The organism is Streptomyces sp. NBC_00310 (assembly GCF_036208085.1).
Classification (GTDB): Bacteria; Actinomycetota; Actinomycetes; order Streptomycetales; family Streptomycetaceae; genus Streptomyces.
In genome coordinates, this window is record NZ_CP130714.1 from 10,537,050 (window position 1) to 10,556,355 (window position 19,306).

16 protein-coding genes and 2 pseudogenes are annotated in these 19,306 nt (G+C 76.3%); 16 read left to right on the forward strand and 2 right to left on the reverse strand.

What is annotated here, in order from left to right; genetic code table 11:
- Nucleotides 1-721: 721 nt before the first annotated feature.
- The 5 genes from OG202_RS45875 (at nucleotide 722) to OG202_RS45895 (ending at nucleotide 7,421) form a co-directional block, all read left to right on the forward strand.
- On the forward strand, nucleotides 722-1,345 hold the full coding sequence (locus OG202_RS45875; RefSeq protein WP_326573106.1) for a ScbR family autoregulator-binding transcription factor: 624 nt from the start codon (nucleotides 722-724) through the stop codon (nucleotides 1,343-1,345).
- Between the two features lie 697 nt (nucleotides 1,346-2,042).
- Nucleotides 2,043-2,870 carry an AfsR/SARP family transcriptional regulator gene (locus OG202_RS45880; protein WP_326573104.1) on the forward strand — a complete coding sequence of 276 codons (828 nt, stop codon included), beginning with the start codon at nucleotides 2,043-2,045 and terminating at the stop codon, nucleotides 2,868-2,870.
- 427 nt (nucleotides 2,871-3,297) lie between these two features.
- Nucleotides 3,298-4,245, forward strand: coding sequence for a phosphopantetheine-binding protein (locus tag OG202_RS45885; protein ID WP_328222125.1), 948 nt, complete (start codon nucleotides 3,298-3,300; stop codon nucleotides 4,243-4,245).
- A 402-nt stretch (nucleotides 4,246-4,647) separates the two neighbouring features.
- Nucleotides 4,648-6,597 carry a beta-ketoacyl [acyl carrier protein] synthase domain-containing protein gene (locus tag OG202_RS45890; protein WP_328222124.1) on the forward strand — a complete coding sequence of 650 codons (1,950 nt, stop codon included), beginning with the start codon at nucleotides 4,648-4,650 and terminating at the stop codon, nucleotides 6,595-6,597.
- Nucleotides 6,594-7,421 carry a 4'-phosphopantetheinyl transferase family protein gene (locus tag OG202_RS45895; protein WP_326573099.1) on the forward strand — a complete coding sequence of 276 codons (828 nt, stop codon included), beginning with the start codon at nucleotides 6,594-6,596 and terminating at the stop codon, nucleotides 7,419-7,421. Before OG202_RS45890 ends, OG202_RS45895 begins: the two co-directional genes overlap by 4 nt.
- 142 nt (nucleotides 7,422-7,563) lie before the next feature.
- On the opposite strand, the gene OG202_RS45900 is transcribed toward OG202_RS45895, so the two are convergent.
- Nucleotides 7,564-8,355: an SRPBCC family protein gene (locus OG202_RS45900; RefSeq protein WP_328222123.1), complete on the reverse strand. Its 792-nt coding sequence runs from the start codon at nucleotides 8,353-8,355 to the stop codon at nucleotides 7,564-7,566.
- A gap of 25 nt (nucleotides 8,356-8,380) precedes the next feature.
- The gene (locus OG202_RS45905; protein WP_326573095.1) at nucleotides 8,381-9,400 is read right to left on the reverse strand and encodes an AfsR/SARP family transcriptional regulator; all 1,020 of its coding nucleotides are present in this window, start codon (nucleotides 9,398-9,400) and stop codon (nucleotides 8,381-8,383) included.
- A 138-nt stretch (nucleotides 9,401-9,538) separates the two neighbouring features.
- On the opposite strand from OG202_RS45905, the gene OG202_RS45910 reads away from it, so the two are divergent.
- From OG202_RS45910 to OG202_RS45960, 11 genes and pseudogenes are all read left to right on the forward strand, one after another.
- Nucleotides 9,539-9,703, forward strand: coding sequence for a hypothetical protein (locus OG202_RS45910; protein WP_328222122.1), 165 nt, complete (start codon nucleotides 9,539-9,541; stop codon nucleotides 9,701-9,703).
- A gap of 252 nt (nucleotides 9,704-9,955) precedes the next feature.
- Nucleotides 9,956-10,777, forward strand: a complete 822-nt coding sequence (locus tag OG202_RS45915; RefSeq protein ID WP_326573093.1) for an AfsR/SARP family transcriptional regulator — start codon at nucleotides 9,956-9,958, stop codon at nucleotides 10,775-10,777.
- 67 nt (nucleotides 10,778-10,844) lie between these two features.
- Nucleotides 10,845-11,180 (forward strand): hypothetical protein, encoded by a 336-nt coding sequence (locus tag OG202_RS45920; RefSeq protein ID WP_326573091.1) that lies wholly within the window; start codon nucleotides 10,845-10,847, stop codon nucleotides 11,178-11,180.
- A complete protein-coding gene (locus tag OG202_RS45925) occupies nucleotides 11,177-11,353 on the forward strand; it encodes a hypothetical protein (protein WP_328222121.1) in 177 nt (58 codons plus the stop codon). The genes OG202_RS45920 and OG202_RS45925 overlap by 4 nt, the downstream gene beginning before the upstream one ends.
- A gap of 295 nt (nucleotides 11,354-11,648) precedes the next feature.
- A pseudogene (locus OG202_RS45930) lies at nucleotides 11,649-11,996 on the forward strand (AMP-binding protein); the annotation flags it as partial.
- A gap of 163 nt (nucleotides 11,997-12,159) precedes the next feature.
- Nucleotides 12,160-12,480 (forward strand): annotated as a pseudogene (locus tag OG202_RS45935) (hypothetical protein); the annotation flags it as partial.
- Between the two features lie 22 nt (nucleotides 12,481-12,502).
- A complete protein-coding gene (locus OG202_RS45940) occupies nucleotides 12,503-12,739 on the forward strand; it encodes a hypothetical protein (protein ID WP_327726233.1) in 237 nt (78 codons plus the stop codon).
- Nucleotides 12,736-14,478 (forward strand): FAD-dependent oxidoreductase, encoded by a 1,743-nt coding sequence (locus OG202_RS45945; RefSeq protein WP_328222120.1) that lies wholly within the window; start codon nucleotides 12,736-12,738, stop codon nucleotides 14,476-14,478. The genes OG202_RS45940 and OG202_RS45945 overlap by 4 nt, the downstream gene beginning before the upstream one ends.
- A 349-nt stretch (nucleotides 14,479-14,827) precedes the next feature.
- Nucleotides 14,828-15,781: an aromatase/cyclase gene (locus OG202_RS45950; RefSeq protein WP_328222119.1), complete on the forward strand. Its 954-nt coding sequence runs from the start codon at nucleotides 14,828-14,830 to the stop codon at nucleotides 15,779-15,781.
- A gap of 321 nt (nucleotides 15,782-16,102) precedes the next feature.
- On the forward strand, nucleotides 16,103-17,848 hold the full coding sequence (locus OG202_RS45955; RefSeq protein ID WP_328222118.1) for an acyl-CoA dehydrogenase: 1,746 nt from the start codon (nucleotides 16,103-16,105) through the stop codon (nucleotides 17,846-17,848).
- Nucleotides 17,849-17,988: 140 nt separating this feature from the next.
- The gene (locus tag OG202_RS45960; RefSeq protein WP_327726229.1) at nucleotides 17,989-18,858 is read left to right on the forward strand and encodes a 4'-phosphopantetheinyl transferase family protein; all 870 of its coding nucleotides are present in this window, start codon (nucleotides 17,989-17,991) and stop codon (nucleotides 18,856-18,858) included.
- Nucleotides 18,859-19,306 lie beyond the last annotated feature (448 nt).

Here is a 19,306-nt window from a genome sequence, read left to right on the forward strand (position 1 = left end):
TGTGATGGCCGGGCGGGGGCGGGGCGGGGCCTGCGGGCGGTGTCTGCCGGTGTCCGGGGCGTGGGTGTCCTCGGTGGCGTGCCGGGGTTTCGCGGGCGGGGCCGGGCGGGGGCGGGGCGGGGCGGGGTTGGCGTGGTGCCGCTGGGTGTGTGCCGGGGCGCGGGCCGGGGGCGGACTCCTGCGTGCGGCGCGGGCGGGGGCCCTGCGCCGGCTGGTCGGTGGCAAGGCCTACGGTGGTGGGTGCGTCGTGAGGGACGGTGTGCCCGCCGGTACGGGCCTGGCGCGCGCGTGGACGCACCTGCGGGGACGCGGGTGCGGGGACGGTCTGCCAGTGCCAGTGCCAGTGCCAGTGCCAGTGCCAGCGTCGGCGTCGGCGCGGTGCCGGAGCCGGGGTTCCCCCGGGCGGGCGGGCGGTCACGGTGTGCCGGGCCGGGGCGGGGTGCCCCGGCCGCGCGGCCGGGGCACGGCCTGGCCGGCCACGTCACCGGCCGGTGACACGGCCGGTGACGTGGCCGTGTCGCCGGGCGGCGGGCTGTCGGCGTCCGGTGCGTGGCCGGTCCGTCCGGGTCCGGTGCTGCGCGGGTGGGGCGTGGCGCGCCGGCCCGTGCGCGGACACGCCCGACCCGCCCTCGTGTGATGAGCGAACCGATGATCCACCGGACGCCGCACGCCCTGTTGCCGGGGGTGCCGCGGGACCGCAGTGCCAGCCAGGAGACAGCCGATGGTCAAGCAGGAGCGCGCGGCCCGTACCCGCGGGGCACTCATCCGTGCCGGGGCCGAAGTGTTCGCGCAGGAGGGCTTCGCGCCCGCTTCGCTGTCGGCGATCAGCAGACGGGCGGGGGTCAGCAACGGTGCGCTGCACTTCCATTTCGCGAGCAAGAAGGCGCTGGCGCAGGCGGTCGAGGCCGAGGCGCTGGAAGGGATGCGGCAGGTCGTGCGTGATGCCCTGCGCCAGGACGGCGGCCCTCTGCGGGTGCTGGTGGAGGCGACGTACGGCCTGATGGGCCGGATCGCCGATGACGTCGTGGTGCGGGCGGGGTTCGAGCTGGGCGGCGGTCCGCGCCGCCGGGAGGGTTCCTCGCTGCGGGGGGAGTGGCAGCGCTGGGTGGAGGAGACGCTGCTGCGCGCCGAACGGGACGGCTGGCTGGCCGAGGGGGTCTCCGCGGATGACGCCGCGACCGCCGTCGTGGCCGCCACGGTCGGCTTCGAGGTGCTCGCCGGCACGGACCGGGCGTGGCTCTCCGAGCGGAAGGTCACGGGGCTGTGGGGCCTGCTGCTGCCCCGGCTGACCGCCCCGCACGCCCTGGTGCCCGGGGACGCCGGCGACAGCGGGCCGCGGCGGTAACACCCTGCCGGACCGCTCCGGCCCTGCGCACTCCACCCGCACACACCCGGACACCCGTACCTCTCCCCGCCGGGAAGCCCCCTGCCCGTACACCCGGACACCCGTACGCCTCCGTGCGGTGAAGTGCCCGCGCTGGTACGCCTGTGCGTCTCCGCGTGCGGTGAAGTGCCCGCGCCGGTGCGCCCGTGCGTCTCCGCGCCGTGAAGTGCCCGCGCCGGTGCGCCTGTGCGTCTCCCCGCCGTGAAGTGCCCGCGCTGGTACGCCTGTGCGTCTCCGCGTGCGGTGAAGTGCCCGCGCCGGTGCGCCTGTGCGTCTCCGCGTGCGGTGAAGTGCCCGCGCCGGTGCGCCTGTGCGTCTCCGCGTGCGGTGAAGTGCCCGCGCCGGTGCGCCCGTGCGTCTCCCCGCCGTGAAGTGCCCGCGCCGGTAGGCCGGTGGGTCTCCGCGTGCGGTGAAGTGCCCGCGTTTGCCGTCGGCCGTCCCGGTGGCCGGGGGGTTTGCCGGGGCGTGTCTGCGGGGTGGGGCCGGAGGCGGTCGCGCGAACAAAAAACAGCACGGACGGTTTGATATTGACAAACCGTCCGTACCGTTTTTTACTGGGGGGCATGCTGGCAGCGGCTCCGCCGGGACCAGGCGCGAAAAGGACTGACCACTTGCTCGCACTCGTGCAGGACTTCATGCAGCAAATGAGGGGGACGGCATGGACATCGCTGTACTGGGCGCGCTGGACGTCCGGGAGAACGGGGTCTCGGTGACTCCCACGGCGCCGAAACCGCGCCAGGTCCTGGCGCTGCTGGCCCTGCACGCCGACCAGGTGGTGCCGGTCGCCGCGCTGATCGAGGAACTCTGGGGCGAGCGGCCCCCGCGCAGTGCGCGCACCACGCTGCAGACCTACGTGCTGCAGCTGCGTGAGCTCATCTCCGCGGCCCTGGCGCGCGACGCGGCGGGCGCCCCGGCGCGTACGGCCAAGGATGTGCTGGTCACCACGCCGGGCGGGTACCGGCTCGACACCTGGGGCGGTGCCAGCGATGTCGGGGAGTTCGAGCGGCTGGCCGGCAGCGGGTACCGGGCCATGGACGCCGGTGACTTCGCCGGCGCGGCCCGCCACCTGCGCGAGGCCCTCGCGCTGTGGACCGGCGCCGCTCTGGCCGACATACAGACCGGCCCGCAGCTGGGGATGGAGACCAGGCGGCTGGAGGAGACCCGGCTGTGCGCGTTCGATCAGCGTATCGAGGCCGATCTGCGGCTGGGCCGCCACCGCGAACTGCTGGGCGAGCTCACCGTCCTGGTCAGCCGCTACGCAACCCATGAGAAGCTGCACGGCCAGTTCATGCTGGCCCTGCACCGCTCGGGCCGGCGCAGTGAGGCCCTCGACGTCTACCAGCGGCTGCGTAACGCCCTGGTCCGCGAGCTGGGCCTGGAGCCCTCGGCCGGGCTGCGCCGGCTGCAGCGCTCGATCCTGGTGGCCGGTCCGGAGCCGGCGCTCGATACGCCGGTGCGCAACGAGCGCCTCACCCGCGTCGGCTGACCGGCCGTCATGCCCTCAGCAGCGCGTGACCTCTCCCGGGGCAGGCGGGCGGGATCCGGGCCGGGGGCGGTACGGGCGCCGCTCCGGCCCCCGGGGCGGACGCACGGATGCGCGGGCGGCGGCCCGCGCCGGTCCTGTCCGGCAGCGGCCTACGTCCTGCCCCCGGCTCCGGCGCGACGCGGGCGGGTGGCGGGAGGGCCTGCCGCCGTCCCCGGCGGCGGAGCATCCCCGGGGACGCCCACGGCCGCCCCGCCCCGCCCCGGCCCGCCCCGGCCGGGGGCGGGGCCTTGGTGAAGCGGCCCTGAACGGCCACGCCCCTCGGCGCGGTGCCCGCCGCCCCCGGCGGCCGCGTCCGGCGGCCGCGTCCCGCACCCCCAGCAGCGTCCGTCGCCGGCCGGCCGGGACGGACCGTCCCTTGGAGTCACACATGATCGATGACAGCCGGCCGCTCCCGGCCGCCCCGCTCCCCGCCCCGCCGGCCGATCTGCTGACCGGACTCGTGGAGATCCTCGCCGCCGTGCTGCGGCTGAAGGCCGAGAAGATCGACCCCGGGCAGACGTTCCGGTCGCTGGAACTCGACTCGCTGCTGACCGTCGAGTTCGTCGCCACCGTCAACACCCGCTACGCCACGGACGTCAAGGCCGACGCCCTGTTCGACCACCCCACCCCCCTCGCGTTCGCCCGGTACGTGGCGGGCGAGCGGCAGACCCCGCACGCGGCTCCCTCCGGCCCCCCGGCCCGCGGCCGGCAGGCTCCCGCTCCGGCGGCGCTCCTGTGGCCCGGGCCCGCGTTCACGAAGCAAGCGGTCCTCGACGTGCTGCGCGAGGAACTGGCCCGCACCCTGTGCTGCGACCCGTGGGACATCGACACCACGGCCGCCTTCAGTCTCCTGGGCGTGGACTCCATCCTGGGGGCGGAGTTCGTGGCGGAGGTCAGGCGCATCTACGGTCTGCGGGAGCGGCCCGTCACGCTCTACGACCACACCAGCCTCGCGGCGCTGGCCGCCCACATCGCCGCCACCGCCACCGCCACCGCACCCGCATCCGCATCCGTCCCGGCACCCGTATCCGCATCAGTCGCCGCCCCCGCGGCCGCCATCGTCCCCGCACCCGCGGCCATCCCCGCACCCGCGTCCGCCACCGTCCCCGTCCCCGCACCCGCACCCGCCCCCGCGTCCGTGTCCGCTTCTGCACCCGCGTTCGCACCCGCGTTCGCGGCCGCTTCTGCGGCTGTCCCCGCGGTCTCGCTTCCGGTACAGGTCCCGGTGTCCGGTACGGCCGCCGGGGCGATCGGACTCGCTGCCCTCCTCGACGCCGTGTCCGACCACCGGATCTCCGTCGACGAGGCGCTCGAACTGCTGCCCCGGCGCGCCTGACGGCCGCGGACGATGGACGAACGCGAGATCCTCACCCGGCTCAGGGCCGGAACCCTCGACCGCGAGCAGGCCACCCGCCTGCTGACGCGGCAGACACGGCGCGGACCCGAAACCCCCCGGCCCGCACCCCCGTCCCCGCCCCCACCGGTGTCCCCTGCGGTACCCCCGGCCGCGCCCCCGTCCCCGGCCGCGCCCCTGTCCCCGGCCGCGCCCCTGTCCCAGGCGGCACCTGTGTCCCCGCCCCCACCGGTGTCCCCTGCGGTATCCCCGTCCCCGGCCGCGCCCCTGTCCCAGGCGGCACCTGTGTCCCCGGCCGCACCTGTGTCCCCGGCGGCACCGGGGGCATCGGTGTCTCCGCCCGCACCGCCCGCACCGCCCGCACCGGGGGCACCGGGGGCACCGGTGTCCCGGCCTTTTCCGCCCGTCGTGGCGGAGTGCGGGCCGGTCCTTCCCTCCGGGGCCGGGGCCGGGGCCGTACCGGCGGCGGGCGGTGACATCCCGGGTGTGGAGGACGGTTACGCCGTCGTCGGCCTTGCCGGGCGCTACCCTGCGGCGGCGGACCTGAACGTCTTCTGGGACAACCTCCGCGAGGGCCGTGACACCTCCTCGGACGCGCCCGCCGGCCGGCCCGGCCCTTCCCCCCTGGAGGAGGGGCAGCGCGGGCACTTCCTGGACGGTGCCGCCGACTTCGACGCGGAGTTCTTCCAGTTCGCCCCCGAGGAAGGCGCTCTGACGGACCCGCAGGAGCGGCTCTTCCTGGAGACCGCCTGGGAAGCGCTGGAGGACGCGGGCTGCACCGGAGCCCGGCTGGACGCGCTGCGCGGCCCGGACGGCACCCCGCGCGCGGTCGGTGTCTTCGTCGGCGCCAGCGCCGGCGACTACGCGCTGCTGGCCGCCGCGTCCTTCAGCCGCGGCCGGCCCGCCGTGCCCCGCAGCGGCCACTGGGGCCTGCCCGGCAGGCTGGCCGCGCTGCTCGGCCTGAGCGGGCCCGGGCAGGCCGTCGACACCGCCCAGTGCTCGGCCCTGACCGCCCTCCACCTCGCCGTGCAGGCCCTGCGCCGCGGTGAATGCGCCGCCGCCGTCGTCGGCGCCGCCGAACTGCTGCTGCACCCCTCACGGGCCCGGGACGCCGCGGGGGAGGGCGTCGGCGCGGCCGTCGTCAAACCGCTGCGCCGGGCGCTCGCGGACGGGGACCGGGTGTATGCCGTCATCCGCGCCACCTCCAGCGGATTCGCCCCGCCCCCCGCGCCCGCGCCTGCCGCCGGCCTGCACGAGACCCGCGAGGCGACCGTGCGCCGCATCGGCGACGCCGGGGCGGCCACCGGACTGGCGGCCCTGACCGCCGCCGTGCTCCAGCTCGGCCACGGCACCCTCGCCCCCGCGGCCAGCCGGCCCACCGCCCGGCCGTGGCCGCGCCCCCGCGACGGACAGGGGCGCCCGACGCCCCGTACCGCCACGGTCGAGGTGGCGGCCGACGGCGGCTTCACCGCACGCGTCGTCCTCCAGGAACACCTCGCGCCCCCGCCGGCGCACCGCCCCCCGGCACCGGAGGACACCCCCGGCCGCGAGGAACTGGTGGTGGTGTCCGCGCCCACGCCCGCCCACCTCGCCGCCACCGCCGCCAGGCTCGCCGACTGGCTCACCCGGCCCACCCCACCGCCCGACGGCGACGGCGACGGCGGCGGAGGAGGCGGAGGCGCGGCCGGCGGGCCGGTCCTCGCCGACGTGGCGCGGGCCCTGCGCACCGGCCGGGCCGCCCTGCCCTGCCGGATCGCGCTGCTCGTCACCGACCTGCCCCGGCTCGTCGCCGGGCTGCGCCGCTTCGCCGGACACCCGGCCGCCGGCGGCGACGTCCGCTACGCCGACCTGCGCGGGCACGGCGGCGACCCGATGGGCCTGGGCGCCCTGCCGGAGACCGGCGCCTACCTGGCCGCGCTGTGGCGGGGCGGACACCTCCGGCAGCTCACCGGGCTGTGGCTGTCCGGGCTCGACGTCGACTGGGCCGCGCTGGAACCGGGTCCGGGTGCCGGGACACCGGCCGCCGTACCGCCGCCCTCGGCGTTCCTGCGCCGGCCGCTGTGGCTGGACCCCGCCCCCGGCACCCCGGCCCCCGGCACCCCGGCCCCCGGCACCCCGGCGTCCGGCACCCCGGCGTCCGGCTCTCCGGCGTCCGGCCCGGCCCCCGGCACCCCGGCGCCCGGCCCGGCCCCCGCCACCCCGGCGTCCGGCACCCCGGCGTCCGGCACCCCGGCGTCCGGCTCTCCGGCGTCCGGCTCTCCGGCCCCCGCCACCCCGGCGTCCGGCACCCCGGCGTCCGGTACCCCGGCGTCCGGTACGGAGCGGGCCGGATGACCGGCCAGGACCCGGGGCGGCACACCTCTGCCCGGCAGGGGCCGCAGCCGGTGAAACTGTGGTTCTGCCCCAACGAGGAACTCGCCCCCGGCATGACCGCGATCCTGGCCGCGCACTGGCTGGACGAGCACGAGCGGGAGACCGCGGGCCGCTTCCTCTTCGAACGCGACCGGCGCCAGTACCTCGTCGCCCACGCCCTCGTACGACGCGTCCTGGCACTGGAGAGCGGTATCCCGGAGGCCGAGGCGGTGATCTGGCGTTCCTCGCGCGGCCGGCCGTTCCTGCACAAACCGCCCGAGGGGCTGCCGCGCGGGGGCCGGGAGCTGGACTTCAACCTCTCCCACTCGGGCGGCCACAACCTGCTCGGCGTGGTGCGCCGCCACCGCATCGGGGTGGACGTGGAGCGGCTCGACCGCGGCGGCCAGGGCTTCGACGCCGTCGTGGCGTCCTTCGCCGAGGACGAGCGCCGGTGGGTGGCGCGGGCCGCGCCGGGCCGGGCCCGCGACCGGCGGGTGCTGCGGCTGTGGACACTGAAGGAGGCCTACTCCAAGGCCCGCGGCCTCGGCCTCGCACTGCCCTTCGACGCGTTCTCCTTCACCCTGGCCGAGGACCTGGGGGTGACCGGCTTCCGGCCGCCCGACAACGACGCCGACCCGCGGTGGCGCTTTGTGGAACTGGAGCCGGTGCCCGGCGTGCTGGCCGCCGTGGCCGTCCTGGCCGACACCGGCACACAGGCCGTGCTCCACCTGCACCACGGATTCCCGTGGGGGCGAGCCGCTCCCCGGCTGCTGCCCCTGCCCGAACCCGCCCGCGCCCGGGTGTAGGCCGGGTGCAGGACCGCAGAGGGACAGAGGGACAGAGGGACAGGGCAGGCAGGGGGGGGCAGGGCGGGCGGGGCAGGTGTCCGGCCCGCTGGCCTGCCTGCCTGCCTGCCTGCCTGCCGTGGGCCGGGCGGCGGGCCCACGGTCACCGAGGTGCCCGGCCCGCCGGGCGCGGGCGCGCAGCCGGTGCTGTCACCGGGCCGTGTGGGGGGCCGTGTGGGGTGGCTTGCGTATGCCGCTTGGCCAGGGCGAGGGTGGCGGTGGAGTTGTGGCCCAGTGCCCGGCGCAGGCAGCGGCGGGCCTGTTCCACGGTGGTGCCCTCGCCCAGGACGGGCCCGATGGCCTCCTCCCGCAGCAGGACCGTGTGCCGGGAGGTGACGGTGACACCCGACGCGTCCGGGACGACGGACCACTGGCCGGTGTGGGAGTGCATCAGCGCCGGTGTGCGGGTCTGCTTGTAGACGATCCGGCCGCTGTCTGGGAAGCAGACGCGTACGGACTGCGTGGTGTGCGCGGCGCCGTCGGCGGTCCGCGTGTCCATGGTCATGACCTGCACGCCGGGGGTGTCCTCGGCCACCTCCAGGCGGGCGACGCGGGGCAGGAGCCGGGGCCAGTCGGCGACGCGGTGGAGGAAGCCGTAGACCGGCTCGGGCGGGCCCTGGACCCGGATGCTGTCCTCGAAGGACAGCACCAGCTGATCCAGTCGCTCCCACCGCTCGGCGAGGTCCTTCAGCCGGCAGAGTTCCGCCCTGCTGTTGGTGTCGGTGGCCCGGCGGACCCACTCGGCGTCCTCGGCGCGGTCACCGCCCACGGTGAAGTCGTGCAGCAGGACCAGCCGGCACGCCCCGCTCCCGCGCTCCTGGACGGTCCACCGCCCCGCACCCCGCACCCCGAACCCCACGCCCCACGCCGCGTGCCGCGTGCCGCGTGCCGTCACGCCGCCTCCGGCTTGCGGCGAGCGGCTACGTCGTCCCCGGCAGCCGGGTGGCCAGGGCGTCGAAGCGGCGCAGCAACACCTCCTGGCGGCGGCCCAGTTCCTCGACACGCTGCTGGAGCCGGGCGATCTCGGCGCCCAGTTCCAGCGCCTGCGCCTGCGCCGGTGTCGTCGCAGCGGACGGCAGGTCCGGGCGGGCCGGGACGGACAGGTCGGGGGCATGGTTGAGGATCGCCTCCAGCCGGCCGCGCAGCACCGGACCCGGCTCGATCCCCAGGGCCTCCACCAGACGGCGCCGGGCCCGCTCGTAGACACCCAGCGCCTCGGCCTGCCGGCCGCCGCGGTACAGGGCGACCATCAGCAGGTCGTAGAACCGCTCGCGCAGCGGATGATCGGCCGTCAGCTTCTCCAGCTCGCCGGTGATCTCGTCGTGCTGCGCACAGCGCAGACACACCTCGTACAGCGTCTCCAGCACGCTCAGGCGGTTCTCCTCCAGCCGGTCCGCCTCGCTCGTGCAGATCGGCCCGTACCGGCTGTCCTGGAGCGCCGGCCCGCGCCACAGGGCCAGCGCGCCGCGCAGCAGCCGGGCCGCGGACCGCGGATCGGTGGCGGCCGCCGCCCGGCCCTTCGCCGAGAGCCGGCAGAACCGTTCGACATCGGTGGTGGCGCGGCCCAGGCTCAGCAGATAGCCGGTCGGCAGCGTGGTGATCCACTCGTGGCCGGGCACCGCAAGGCGCGGCTCGGGCAGCAGCCGCCGCAACCGGGCCACATGCGCCTGCAGCGCGTTCCCCGCGTTCGACGGCGGGTGCCCGCCCCACAGCTCCTCGGTGAGCTCCTCGGCGGACAGCAGCCGGCCGGCACACAGCACCAGCGCCGAGAACAGGGCGCGCTGCTTGGACCCCGGCGGCACGATGTCCTCGCCCGTGCGGCCGTCGTGTATCTCCACCGGCCCCAGCAGCCGGAACTCCGTCCCCCCGGCGGGCACGGCAAGAACCCCGGCGCTGTCCGCTCCGGCGGCGGACGCCGCGCCCCCGCCCGGCACGCTCACCGCGCCACCGCGCGGTGCGGTCCGGCCCGGCGGACGCCCCCGGCGATCCGCGAGCCGCCGGGGAACCGGCGCGGCCGCTCACGGCAGGCCGCAGGGGAACCACCGGCGTGGCGAAACACCAACAGCCGCAGCTCCATCGTGACTCCCCTCCTGGCCGACAGCCGACAGCCGACAGCCGACAGCCGGCAGCCGATGGCCGGGCGGCTGGCCATCGCCATCGCCATGGCCATGGCCGTCGGCTGCCGGCCGGGCGGCGGTGGCCGTTGGCGGCCCCGCGGTGCTCGTCGCCCGGGCACCTGGTGAGCGCGGGTGAGGCGCCCGGCCGGTCGGACGATATCCGCCCGGCCGGGGCGGCGGCCGGGCGCACGAGGCAGGTTCCACCATCCGTACAAGCGTTCTTGAGCGGACCGGCCCGGCGGGGCGGGCCCCGGCTGTGGAAGGTCACTCGAACTTGGCTGGAGCTACCGAGGGGGGTGGCGGGAACGGGGCTAGCGTGCTGAACGGCCGACGGCTCTCAAGCCATCGAGGGAACTCGATCGATACGGGGAGGAAACCATGGAGTTGCAGGTCCTGGGACCGTTGAGCGCTGAGGTCAACGGGGTGTCGATCGTCCCGACCGCGGGCAAGCCGAGGCAGATGCTCGCCCTGCTCGCCTTCTACCCCAGCCGGGTGATGCCCGTGTCCATGCTCATGGAGGAGATCTGGGGCGCCCACATGCCCCAGAGCGCCATGACCACCATGCAGACGTACATCCTCCAGCTCCGCCGCCGCCTGGGGACCGCGATGGGCCCCGACGCCCCCGGAACGGCCAAGGAGGTGCTGGCCACCCGGCACGGCGGCTACGTGCTGCAGATCCCGCCCGAGAGCGTCGACGTCCACCGCTACGAACAGCTGGTCACGGCCGGACAGTCGGCCTGCGAGGAGGGCCAGGACACACGGGCGGCGGACCTGTTCCGCGACGCCCTGGCCATGTGGCAGGGACCCGCGCTGGTCGACGTACGCGTCGGTCCCATCCTCGAGATCGAGGTCATGCGGCTCGAGGAGAGCCGTCTGGTCACCGTCGAGCGGCGCATAGACGCCGACCTCAGACTCGGCCGGCACACCGAACTCATCGCCGAACTCACCGACCTGACGGCACGTCACCCCAAGCACGAGGGGCTGCACTCCCAGGCCATGGTGGCGTTCTACCGCTCCGGCCGGCAGGCCACGGCACTGGACGTCTACCGCCGGCTGCGCATGCGTCTGATCGAGGAACTGGGCATCGAGCCCTCGCCGCAGCTGCAACGGCTGCACCAGGCGATGCTCACCGTCGACCCGGCCCTGGACGTGGTGTGCGGGCCGCGCCGCACCTCCACCTTCAACCTGTACGCGGTCTGAACCCCAACGGCACTCCAGGCGCCGGCGCCACCCTCATCAGGCGCGGACCCACCAGGAGGAACGGCCGATGCGCGACGAACAGCCGGGCGGCCCCTTCTTCGTCCGCGGACCCGCACCACCCCGGCCGCCGGGAGAGGCCTGCCGCGTCGCTGGGCGCCTGGCACCGGCCCCGCCCGCGCCCCCGGCGCGCTGCGGCACCGCCGGCCCGCCGGCGGGCATCAACCTCGCCCTGCAGGACGCGGCCGCCGCCCACCCCGTGCTGCTCGACGCGCTCCACGCCGGCGACACCAGCCGGATGCGGCTGCCGCCCTACCAGCAGCGGCGCGCCCGCACGGCCGCGGCCGTGCACCGCATGGGAGCGGATACAGGCCCAGGGCACCGCTCGGCCGCGGCGGACCCGTGACCACACAGCTGCGCTCCGGCGCCGCCGCACTGCTCACCCGCTCCCGGCTGGGCGAGCACCGCACCCACCGCATCGCCCACGGCGCCGGCGCCGACGCCGACGCCGACGCCGACGCCGTACGCACCGACCTGACCGACCTGTTCGAAAAAGGCCCCCGGACAGAGCACACCTGACACCCCCGCCCGCGGCGGCCCGGACAGGCCGGCCCCCACCGGCCCACCGGCCCCGCCGCCGGACCGTCGGACCGCCGGACGCCTCGGCGGCAGGCCGTCACGGAGGCCGTCACGGAGGCCGCCGTGAAGGCCGTCACGGAGGACGCCGTACCCGGGTGCGCCAGGGGCCGCGAGCGCTCTTCGAACGGTCCTCGAGCGCACAGGCAGAACGTGAGAGCCCCCAGCGGTGCACGCGCCGCCCGCCGAGACCCGGAGGACACCAGCCGTGGCGCACCTGACGTACCCCGGCCTCCCGGTGGACGGCCTGCTGCGCACGGCCGCCGCCCGCAGCCCCGACAGCGTCGCCGTCCGCGCCGCGCGCACGGCGCTGTCCTACGGCGAACTGGACGCCCAGGCCGGCCGGATCGCCGCGTTCGTGCAGCAGGAGACCGCCGGCCGGCCCGGCGTGCATGTCGCCGTCGCGGGCGTCCTCGACGACCCCGTCTTCGCGGCCGCCTACTACGGCGTGATACGCGCCGGTGCCACGGTTGTCCTGGTCAACCCGCTGACCGGCAAGGACGGGCTGCGGTACGTCCTGGCCGCGGCCGCCGCCCGGATCGCCCTGGTGCCCTTGGCCACGGCCCGCCTGCCGGCCAGGACGCGGGACGCGCTGCCCGCGCTGCGCACCCTGGTGGTGATGGGCCCGCCCGACGGCACGGTGCCCAGCGGATGCCTGCCGCTGCGCACCGCCCTGGACACCGCGCCCGACGCCCCCGCCGAGCACCGCCCCCGGCCGGGACACCGTCGCCTGCGCGCAGTTCACCACCGGCACCACCGGCCGGCCCAAGGGTGTACGCGTACTGCTCACCCACCGCGATCCGGTCGCCAACGCCCGCCAGACCGCGCTCGCCCACCTCGTCCGGGCGGGCATCGTCCTGCGCGAGACGCCCGGGAACCACGACGGCGACGGCCCCCTGCACGCCATCGCGGCCCGCGCCGACGAACGCCTCGCCCCCTTCGGGCGGGTCCGCCTCACCGAAGCCTGCGACGCCGTACCCCGCACCCCCACCGGCAAGCCGGCCCGTGCCCTGGTCCGCACCCGGCTGCGGGCACGGGCCGCCGTCGGGCCGTTCACCCCCACCCCCTGACCGAACCCGCCAGGAGCAGACCATGGTGACCTTCGTCAACAAGCTGACCGTCAACATGGTGACCTTCGTCAACAAGCTGACCGTGCACGGCGGCCTCGGCCGCTTCCTGGAACCGGCCCTCCGGCAGGACACCGCCGCCCACCGCCGGGCCGTGCGCGGCCAGGAGTTCCAGACCCTGCTCCAGAGCCTGCTCCAGAGCCTGCGCCCGCCGGCCACGCCCGACCGGGGACGGTACGAGACGGTGGAGGCGAGCGCGTGAGGGCCCACCCCGGCCGGCCCCGGGCGATGGTCGTCGGCGCGGGCCCCGTCGGACTGACCGCCGCCTACGAACTGGCCCGCAGGGGGCTGCGGGTGCGGGTCGTCGACGCCGCGGCCGGGCCCGCCCGCACCAGCAGGGCCGTGGCCGTGCATCCGCGCACACTGGAGACGTTCGCGCAGATGGGCGTCGTCGACGCCATGACGGCACGCGGGCGCAAGAACCGGGCCTTCACCATGTACGCCGGCGGACGCCGGCCGGTCCGCCTGGAGGCCGACTACTCCACGATGCCCACCTCCTACCCGTACACGCTGGTCATCCCCCAGACCGAGACCGAGGCCGTGCTGCGCGAAGCGGTGGCCCGGTGCGGGGTCGACATCGAGTGGGGCGTACGGCTGACGGGACTGGAGCAGGACACCGAGCGGGTGCGCGTGCGGCTGGCACGGGCCGACGGCGGCCAGGAGAGCGCCGAGACCGGCTGGCTGGTCGGCTGCGACGGGGGACACAGCACCGTGCGCCGCCTGCTCGGTCCGGAACTGCCCGGCCACAGCAGCGAGACGTGGATGCTCGCCGACGCGCCCGCAGGCACCGACCTGCCGCCCGACACCGTCTACTGGACCCACACCGGCGGCCAGGCCCGGTTGACGGTGCCCTACGCCCGCGACGGGCACTGGCGCCTCCTCGACACCGCCCCGGCCCCCGGCGCATCCGGCGAAGACGGTGCCGCCGAGCGGCTGAGCGCCAGGCTGCCGGCCGGGTTCGGCCGCCGGGTCCGGGTCGGCGAACCCGTGTGGACCTCCGTGTTCACCTTCCGGCAGCGGATGGTGCAGCGCATGCAGGACGGCCGCGTCTTCGTGGCCGGGGACGCCGCCCACGTGCACAGCCCCGCCTCCGGACAGGGCATGAACACCGGCATCCAGGAGGCGTACAACCTCGCCTGGAAACTCGCCCAGGTGGAACAGGGACACGCCGGAAGCGAACTGCTGGCCACCTACAGCCAGGAGCGGGTGCCCCTCGGCGAGGCGCTGCTCGGCTCCGCCCGCACCGCCACCTTCCTCGTCCAGCTGAAGAACCTGCTCGCCGCGGCCGCGCTGCCGGCCGTCTTCGCCGCCGTACGGGCGCTGCCCGCGCTGCGCCGCGCCGTCCAGCGCAAGGTGCTCGGCGGCATGTCCGGACTGCGCATCGGATACGGCGCGTCCTGCCTGACCACCACCGCCTGCGACGAGGACGCCCGAACCGGCTTCCTGGCGATGTCCGTGCCCGTGCGGATCCCCCCGGCCACCCCCGCCCCCGGCACACGGATCACGGCGGCGCCGGTCCACCACCCGCGCGCGCCGGGCTGCCGCGCCCTGCACGACGAACTGCGCGATCCCCGCTGGTCGCTGCTGCTGGCCGCGGGCGGCACCGGCCCCGGCGACACCCCCGTCGGCGTGGCCCTGACGGCCGCTGTCCAGTACGGCGAGTGGCTGTCGGTGCGGACGGTGGGCGGTACGGGCCCCGACGGGCCCGCCCCCCTCGCCGACACCGGCGCCCGGCTGCGCGCCGCGCTCCAACTGGCCCCGGGCTGCTGGCTGCTGGTGCGCCCGGACGGCTATGTCGCCGCACGCGGGGACCGGCTCACCCGCGCCGCGCTGAACCGGGCCCTGGCCCCGCTGCGCCCGGCCGCCCCGCTGGCCGGGCAGGCACCCCCCGAACCGGACGTCGCCCGGCCCGCCTCCACATACCGGCCCAGGGAACACTGACCGCGGCCCGCCACCCGCCGCACCGGTCACCGACGGAACAAGAACGAGACCGAACGGAACGGAACGGGACCGGGCGGGACCGGGCGGGACGGGGGAGGGGGCGGGGGCGGGGCGGGGCGCTCCGGGGCCGGAGGTCTCCCGGCAGCCGGACCGGCGCCTCCCGGGGCCTCGCGCCCGGCGTCGCCCCCACGGCCGGGCGGGCTCGGCGGGCTCGGCGGGCTCGGCGGGTTCGGCGGGTTCGGCGGGTTCGGCGGGTTCGGCGGGTTCGGCGGGTTCGGCGGGTTCGGCGGATGTGGCCGCGGTGCCGACCGCGGCCGAGGTCTCGACGACGAAGGGAAGGGTGCTTGTGGTGACGGGTGAGCGCGTGCACCGTACGTCGCACTCGATCGAGGTGGCCGCACCGGCCGGTGTCGTGTACGGACTGATCTCGGACGCGGTCCGGTGGCCTCTGCTCCTGCCCTCGACCGTGCATGTGGAGCGGCTGGAGTTCGACGGGACCAACGAGCGGCTGCGCATGTGGGCGACCGCCGGCAGCCAGGTCAGATCCTGGATCTCCACGCGCGTGCAGGACCCGCGCACCCGGTGCGTGCAGTTTTGCCAGCAGCACCTGCAGGCGCCCGTGAGGACCATGAACGGCACCTGGGTCGTCGAGGAACGTCCGGGCGGGAGCAGCCTGCTGACCCTGCTGCACGACTTCACGGTCCACGGCGACCGGGCCGAGGACGTCGCCTGGACGGAGCGGGCCCTGGGCGTCAACTCCCCGGCCGAGCTGGGCAGTCTGCGCTCGCTCGCCGAGCGGTGGACACGGTTCGACGAACTGGTGCTCTCCTTCGAGGACGCGGTGGCGATCGACGCGCCCGTCGAGCCGGTGTACGACTTCCTGTACCGGGTCGGCGACTGGCCCCGGCGGATCCCGCACGTGTCGCGGCTGGAGCTGACCGAGGACACCCCCGGGGTGCAGGTCGTGACGATGGACACGCTCACCGCCGACGGGCTGGTCACCACCGCCTCGCTCCGGTTGTGCTTCCCGCACGCCGGCCGCATCGTCTACAAGCAGACCGTCACGCCGGCCCTCATGCAGGCGCACACCGGCGAGTGGAACGTCCTGCACGGTGAACACGGAGTGATGGCTGTCGCGCAGCACAGCGTCCTGCTCCGCGAGGAGGCCGTGCGGCGCGTCCTGGGCCCCGACGCGGACCTCGCCCAGGCCCGCCGCCACGTCCGCGAGGCCCTGGGCCGCAACTCCACCGCCACCCTCCACCTGGCCCGCCGGCACGCGGAATCGGTGACCGGGCCGCAGTGACCGGGCCGCAGTGACCGGGCCGCAGTGACCGGGCCGCAGTGACCGGGCCGCCCGTCGCCGGGCAGGAGGCGACGGCACGCACCGGGCGGGAGCCTTTCCGCCGTGCCGTCGACCGCGGTGAAGGGCCGCGACGGTGCCGGCCCGCGCATGCGCAGGTCCTCAAGCGGCCGCCGGAGGCGCGCGAAACGGTGCTCCGGCCGAACCCGGGCGCCCGATCGAGCCGCCCTCCGAGCCGCCTCCGAGCCGCCTCCGAGCCGTCTTCGAGTCGTCTTCGAGCCGCTTTGGAACCGCTTTTGAGCCGCCTTCGTCAGGATGTCAGCCATGACCACCACCGCCATCGGGACCACGCCCGCCGGCCCCGGTCAGTGGGAGGCCGACACCCGGGGCCGCGCGGCCCGGCTCGAGGCCCTGCTCGGCGACCCCTACGACCCCGCCAACCCGCACGGGCTGCGCGCCCTGTTCGCCGCGGACGAGCGCCGTCAGCCGCCCGCCGCCACCGAGGAACTGCTCACCGGGGCCGCGCTCGCCGCCGAGTTCGTGCCCGCCGAGTACGGCGGCCGGCTCACCCGGGCCGATCTCCTCGCCCGCGTCCTGCGCCCGGTCTTCCGGCGCGACGTCGCCCTCGGCTTCGGCCACGGCATCACCTCGCTGTTCGCCGCCGGCGCCGTCTGGGCGGCCGGCACCCCCGAACAGCGCCGGCGCCTGGCCGGCCTGCTGCTCGCCGGCGGCCGGGCCGCGATCCTGCACCACGAACTCGCCCACGCCAACGCGATCCTGCGGCACGAGTTCACCGGCCGCGCCGTGCCCGGCGGCGGTTACCGGCTCGACGGACGCAAGGACGTCATCATCAACGCCGCACGCGCCACGGCGCGGGTCGTCTACGCCCGCACCGGCAGCGGCCCGCGCAGCCACTCGGTGCTGTTCGACGCCGGGCCGCCCGGCGGCGAGGGCGTGCGCCACCTCCCGCGGGTGCCCACCTCCGGCATGCGAGGGGCGCTCTTCTCCGGGCTGGAGTTCACCGGCCGCCCCGTCCCCGGCGACGCCCTCGTCGGCGGCACGGGAGACGGCATCGCCCTCGCCCTGCGCACGTTCCAGGTCAACCGCAGCGTGATCTGCGGGGTCCTCACCGCGGCCGCGGGCACCGTCCTGCACTCCGCGGTCCGGGCCGCGACCGACGGCCGCAGCGGCCCCGTCGCCCGCCGCTGGCGCAAGCCGCTCACCGGGGTCTTCGCCGACCTGCTGGCCTGCGACAGCATGGCCACGGTCGCCCTGCGCGCCCTGGGGCTGCTGCCCGAAGCCGCCCATCTGTTCGCCGCCGCCGTCAAGTACGTCGTGCCCGACCTGCTGCGGGAGGACCTGGAGGAACTCGCCACCGTGCTGGGCGCCCGCGGCTACGAACACGGCAGCCCCCACTACGGCTCCCTCGACAAGCTCCTGCGCGACCTGCCCGTCGCCGGACTCGGCCACGCCGGCACCGCCGCCTGCCAGGCCGTGATCGTGCCGCAGCTCAGGACCCTCGCCGAGAGCTCCTGGTTCATCGAGGAGGAGCCGCCGCCCGCGCTGTTTCGCGAACGCGCCGAACTGCCCCCGCTGGACTACCGGCTGCTGGGCATCGCCGGCGGCGGCGACTTCATGGCCGCCTCCCTCCTCGGATCGGCCGCCCGGCTCGCCCCCGCCCGCCGCGCCGGCGGCCAGATCACCGCGCTGGCCGCGCTGGCCGAGGTGTTCGTCACCGAACTGCGGGCCCTGCGCGAGGCATGCCGGCGGCTGCCCGGGTACGGGTCCCCGGCGCTCGCCGATCCCGCGGTGTGCGTACTCGGCGACCGCTACAGCCTGATCGTCGGCGCCGCCGCGGTCCTCGGCATCTGGGAGGGCCAGGACGGCAGCGACCCCTTCCTCTCCGACCCGGCCTGGGCCGTGCTCGCCCTGTCCCGGATCGGCCAGCGGCTCGGCGTCCCCGTGCCCGACCTGCCCGACGGCTGTGCGGCACGGGTACTGGAAGAACTGCTCCGCCGCTACCGGACCGGCCTCAGCTGCGACCTGGACGCCACGCTCCTGGCCCAGTGACAGCACCCCCGCACGCGCGCCGGCCCGACGGACGGCCCCGAAAACCCAAGGCGCCGGCCGCCCAAGGGGCCGGCGGCACAGACAGGGCAGAGCAAGGAAGGGCAGAACGCGGAACAGGAAGGGCAGCCAGGGTGAACCCGTTGACGCACACCGAACCGGCCGCGGCGGCCCGGCCGACCGGCGCCGCCCGCATCCCCGAACCGGTCCACGTCAGCGGCCCCGACGGGCCCTGGCACGGGGTGCGCGAGGACATGGACCTGCGGGGCAGCGCCGTGGTGTACACCACCTGGGGCGAATGGCTCACCGCCGCCGTCACCGACCCCACGCTGCGGCACCTGCTCGGCCGCGACTGGCAGCGCTACCGGCATACCACCGAACCGGTCGTGCGCCTGCGGTTCGTGGCCTCCCGCATGGCCACGAAGTTCACGGCCGCCGCCGCGCTGGGCACACAGCCGGCCGCACTCGACCTGGCCTACAAGATCGGGGGACGCCCCTATCTGCGCGGCCTGGACCAGATCGACGTGAGCCTCACCCACACCGACGACCTGATCGCCGTCGGCGTCAGCCGCAACGGACGGATCGGCGTGGACGCCGAACCCGCCGGACGGCCCATGTCGTTCGACCTGCTCCACAGCCACGTGTGCACACCCGCCGAGCGCGCCGAACTGCAACAACTGCCCGAAGCCCGGCGAGCCGCCGAACTGCTGCGGCTGTGGACCCTGAAGGAGGCCTACACCAAGGCCCTCGGACAGGGAATGCGGCTCGGTTTCACCGAGTTCGGCTTCGGCGTGGGCGGCAACGGCCTGCTCACCCCCGACGGCCGGCCCGCGGCCCGGGACGAATGGGCGTTCGCGACCCACCGCGTGCTCGGCCGCTACCTCATCAGCGTGGCCTGCTACGACACCGGCCTCGACACCTCCCGCGACACCGCCCCCCACACCATGCTCGACGAGGGCTTCATAAGCGCCGTCGCCGGCCTGCTGCACCCCGACGACCCGCCCCGGCGCTGACCCCTCTCTCTCGCCCCCGGGCGCCGGGCTGCCCCGCCCCGGCTGGACGGCACCGCCACGCAGGGCCGGTAATTCCGCCCCCGACCGGGGCGACAGGCGAGGGCACGCGCCCGCCGGTTCCCGGCCCAACGGCGAGCGGCCGGTGCACGCGCCGCTCCCGCCCACCCCAGGACGAGCCGCGCCTTGGGGAGGGCACCTGCGCCGCTCCCGCCTGGCCGCACCGCCAGGACGAGCCGCGCCTTGGGGAGGGCACCTGCGCCGCTCCCGCCCACCCCAGGACGAGCCGCGCCTTCGAAACGGCACCCGCGCCGTCGCCTTGGGGGAGGGCACCCGCGCCGCTCCCGCCCGGCCGCACCCGCGCCATCCCGCCGTGCCCGGCCGGGCACGCCGCACCCGCGGGGCCACCGCCGGACCACCGCCGTGTCAGCGCCGTGTCAGGCCCGTATGG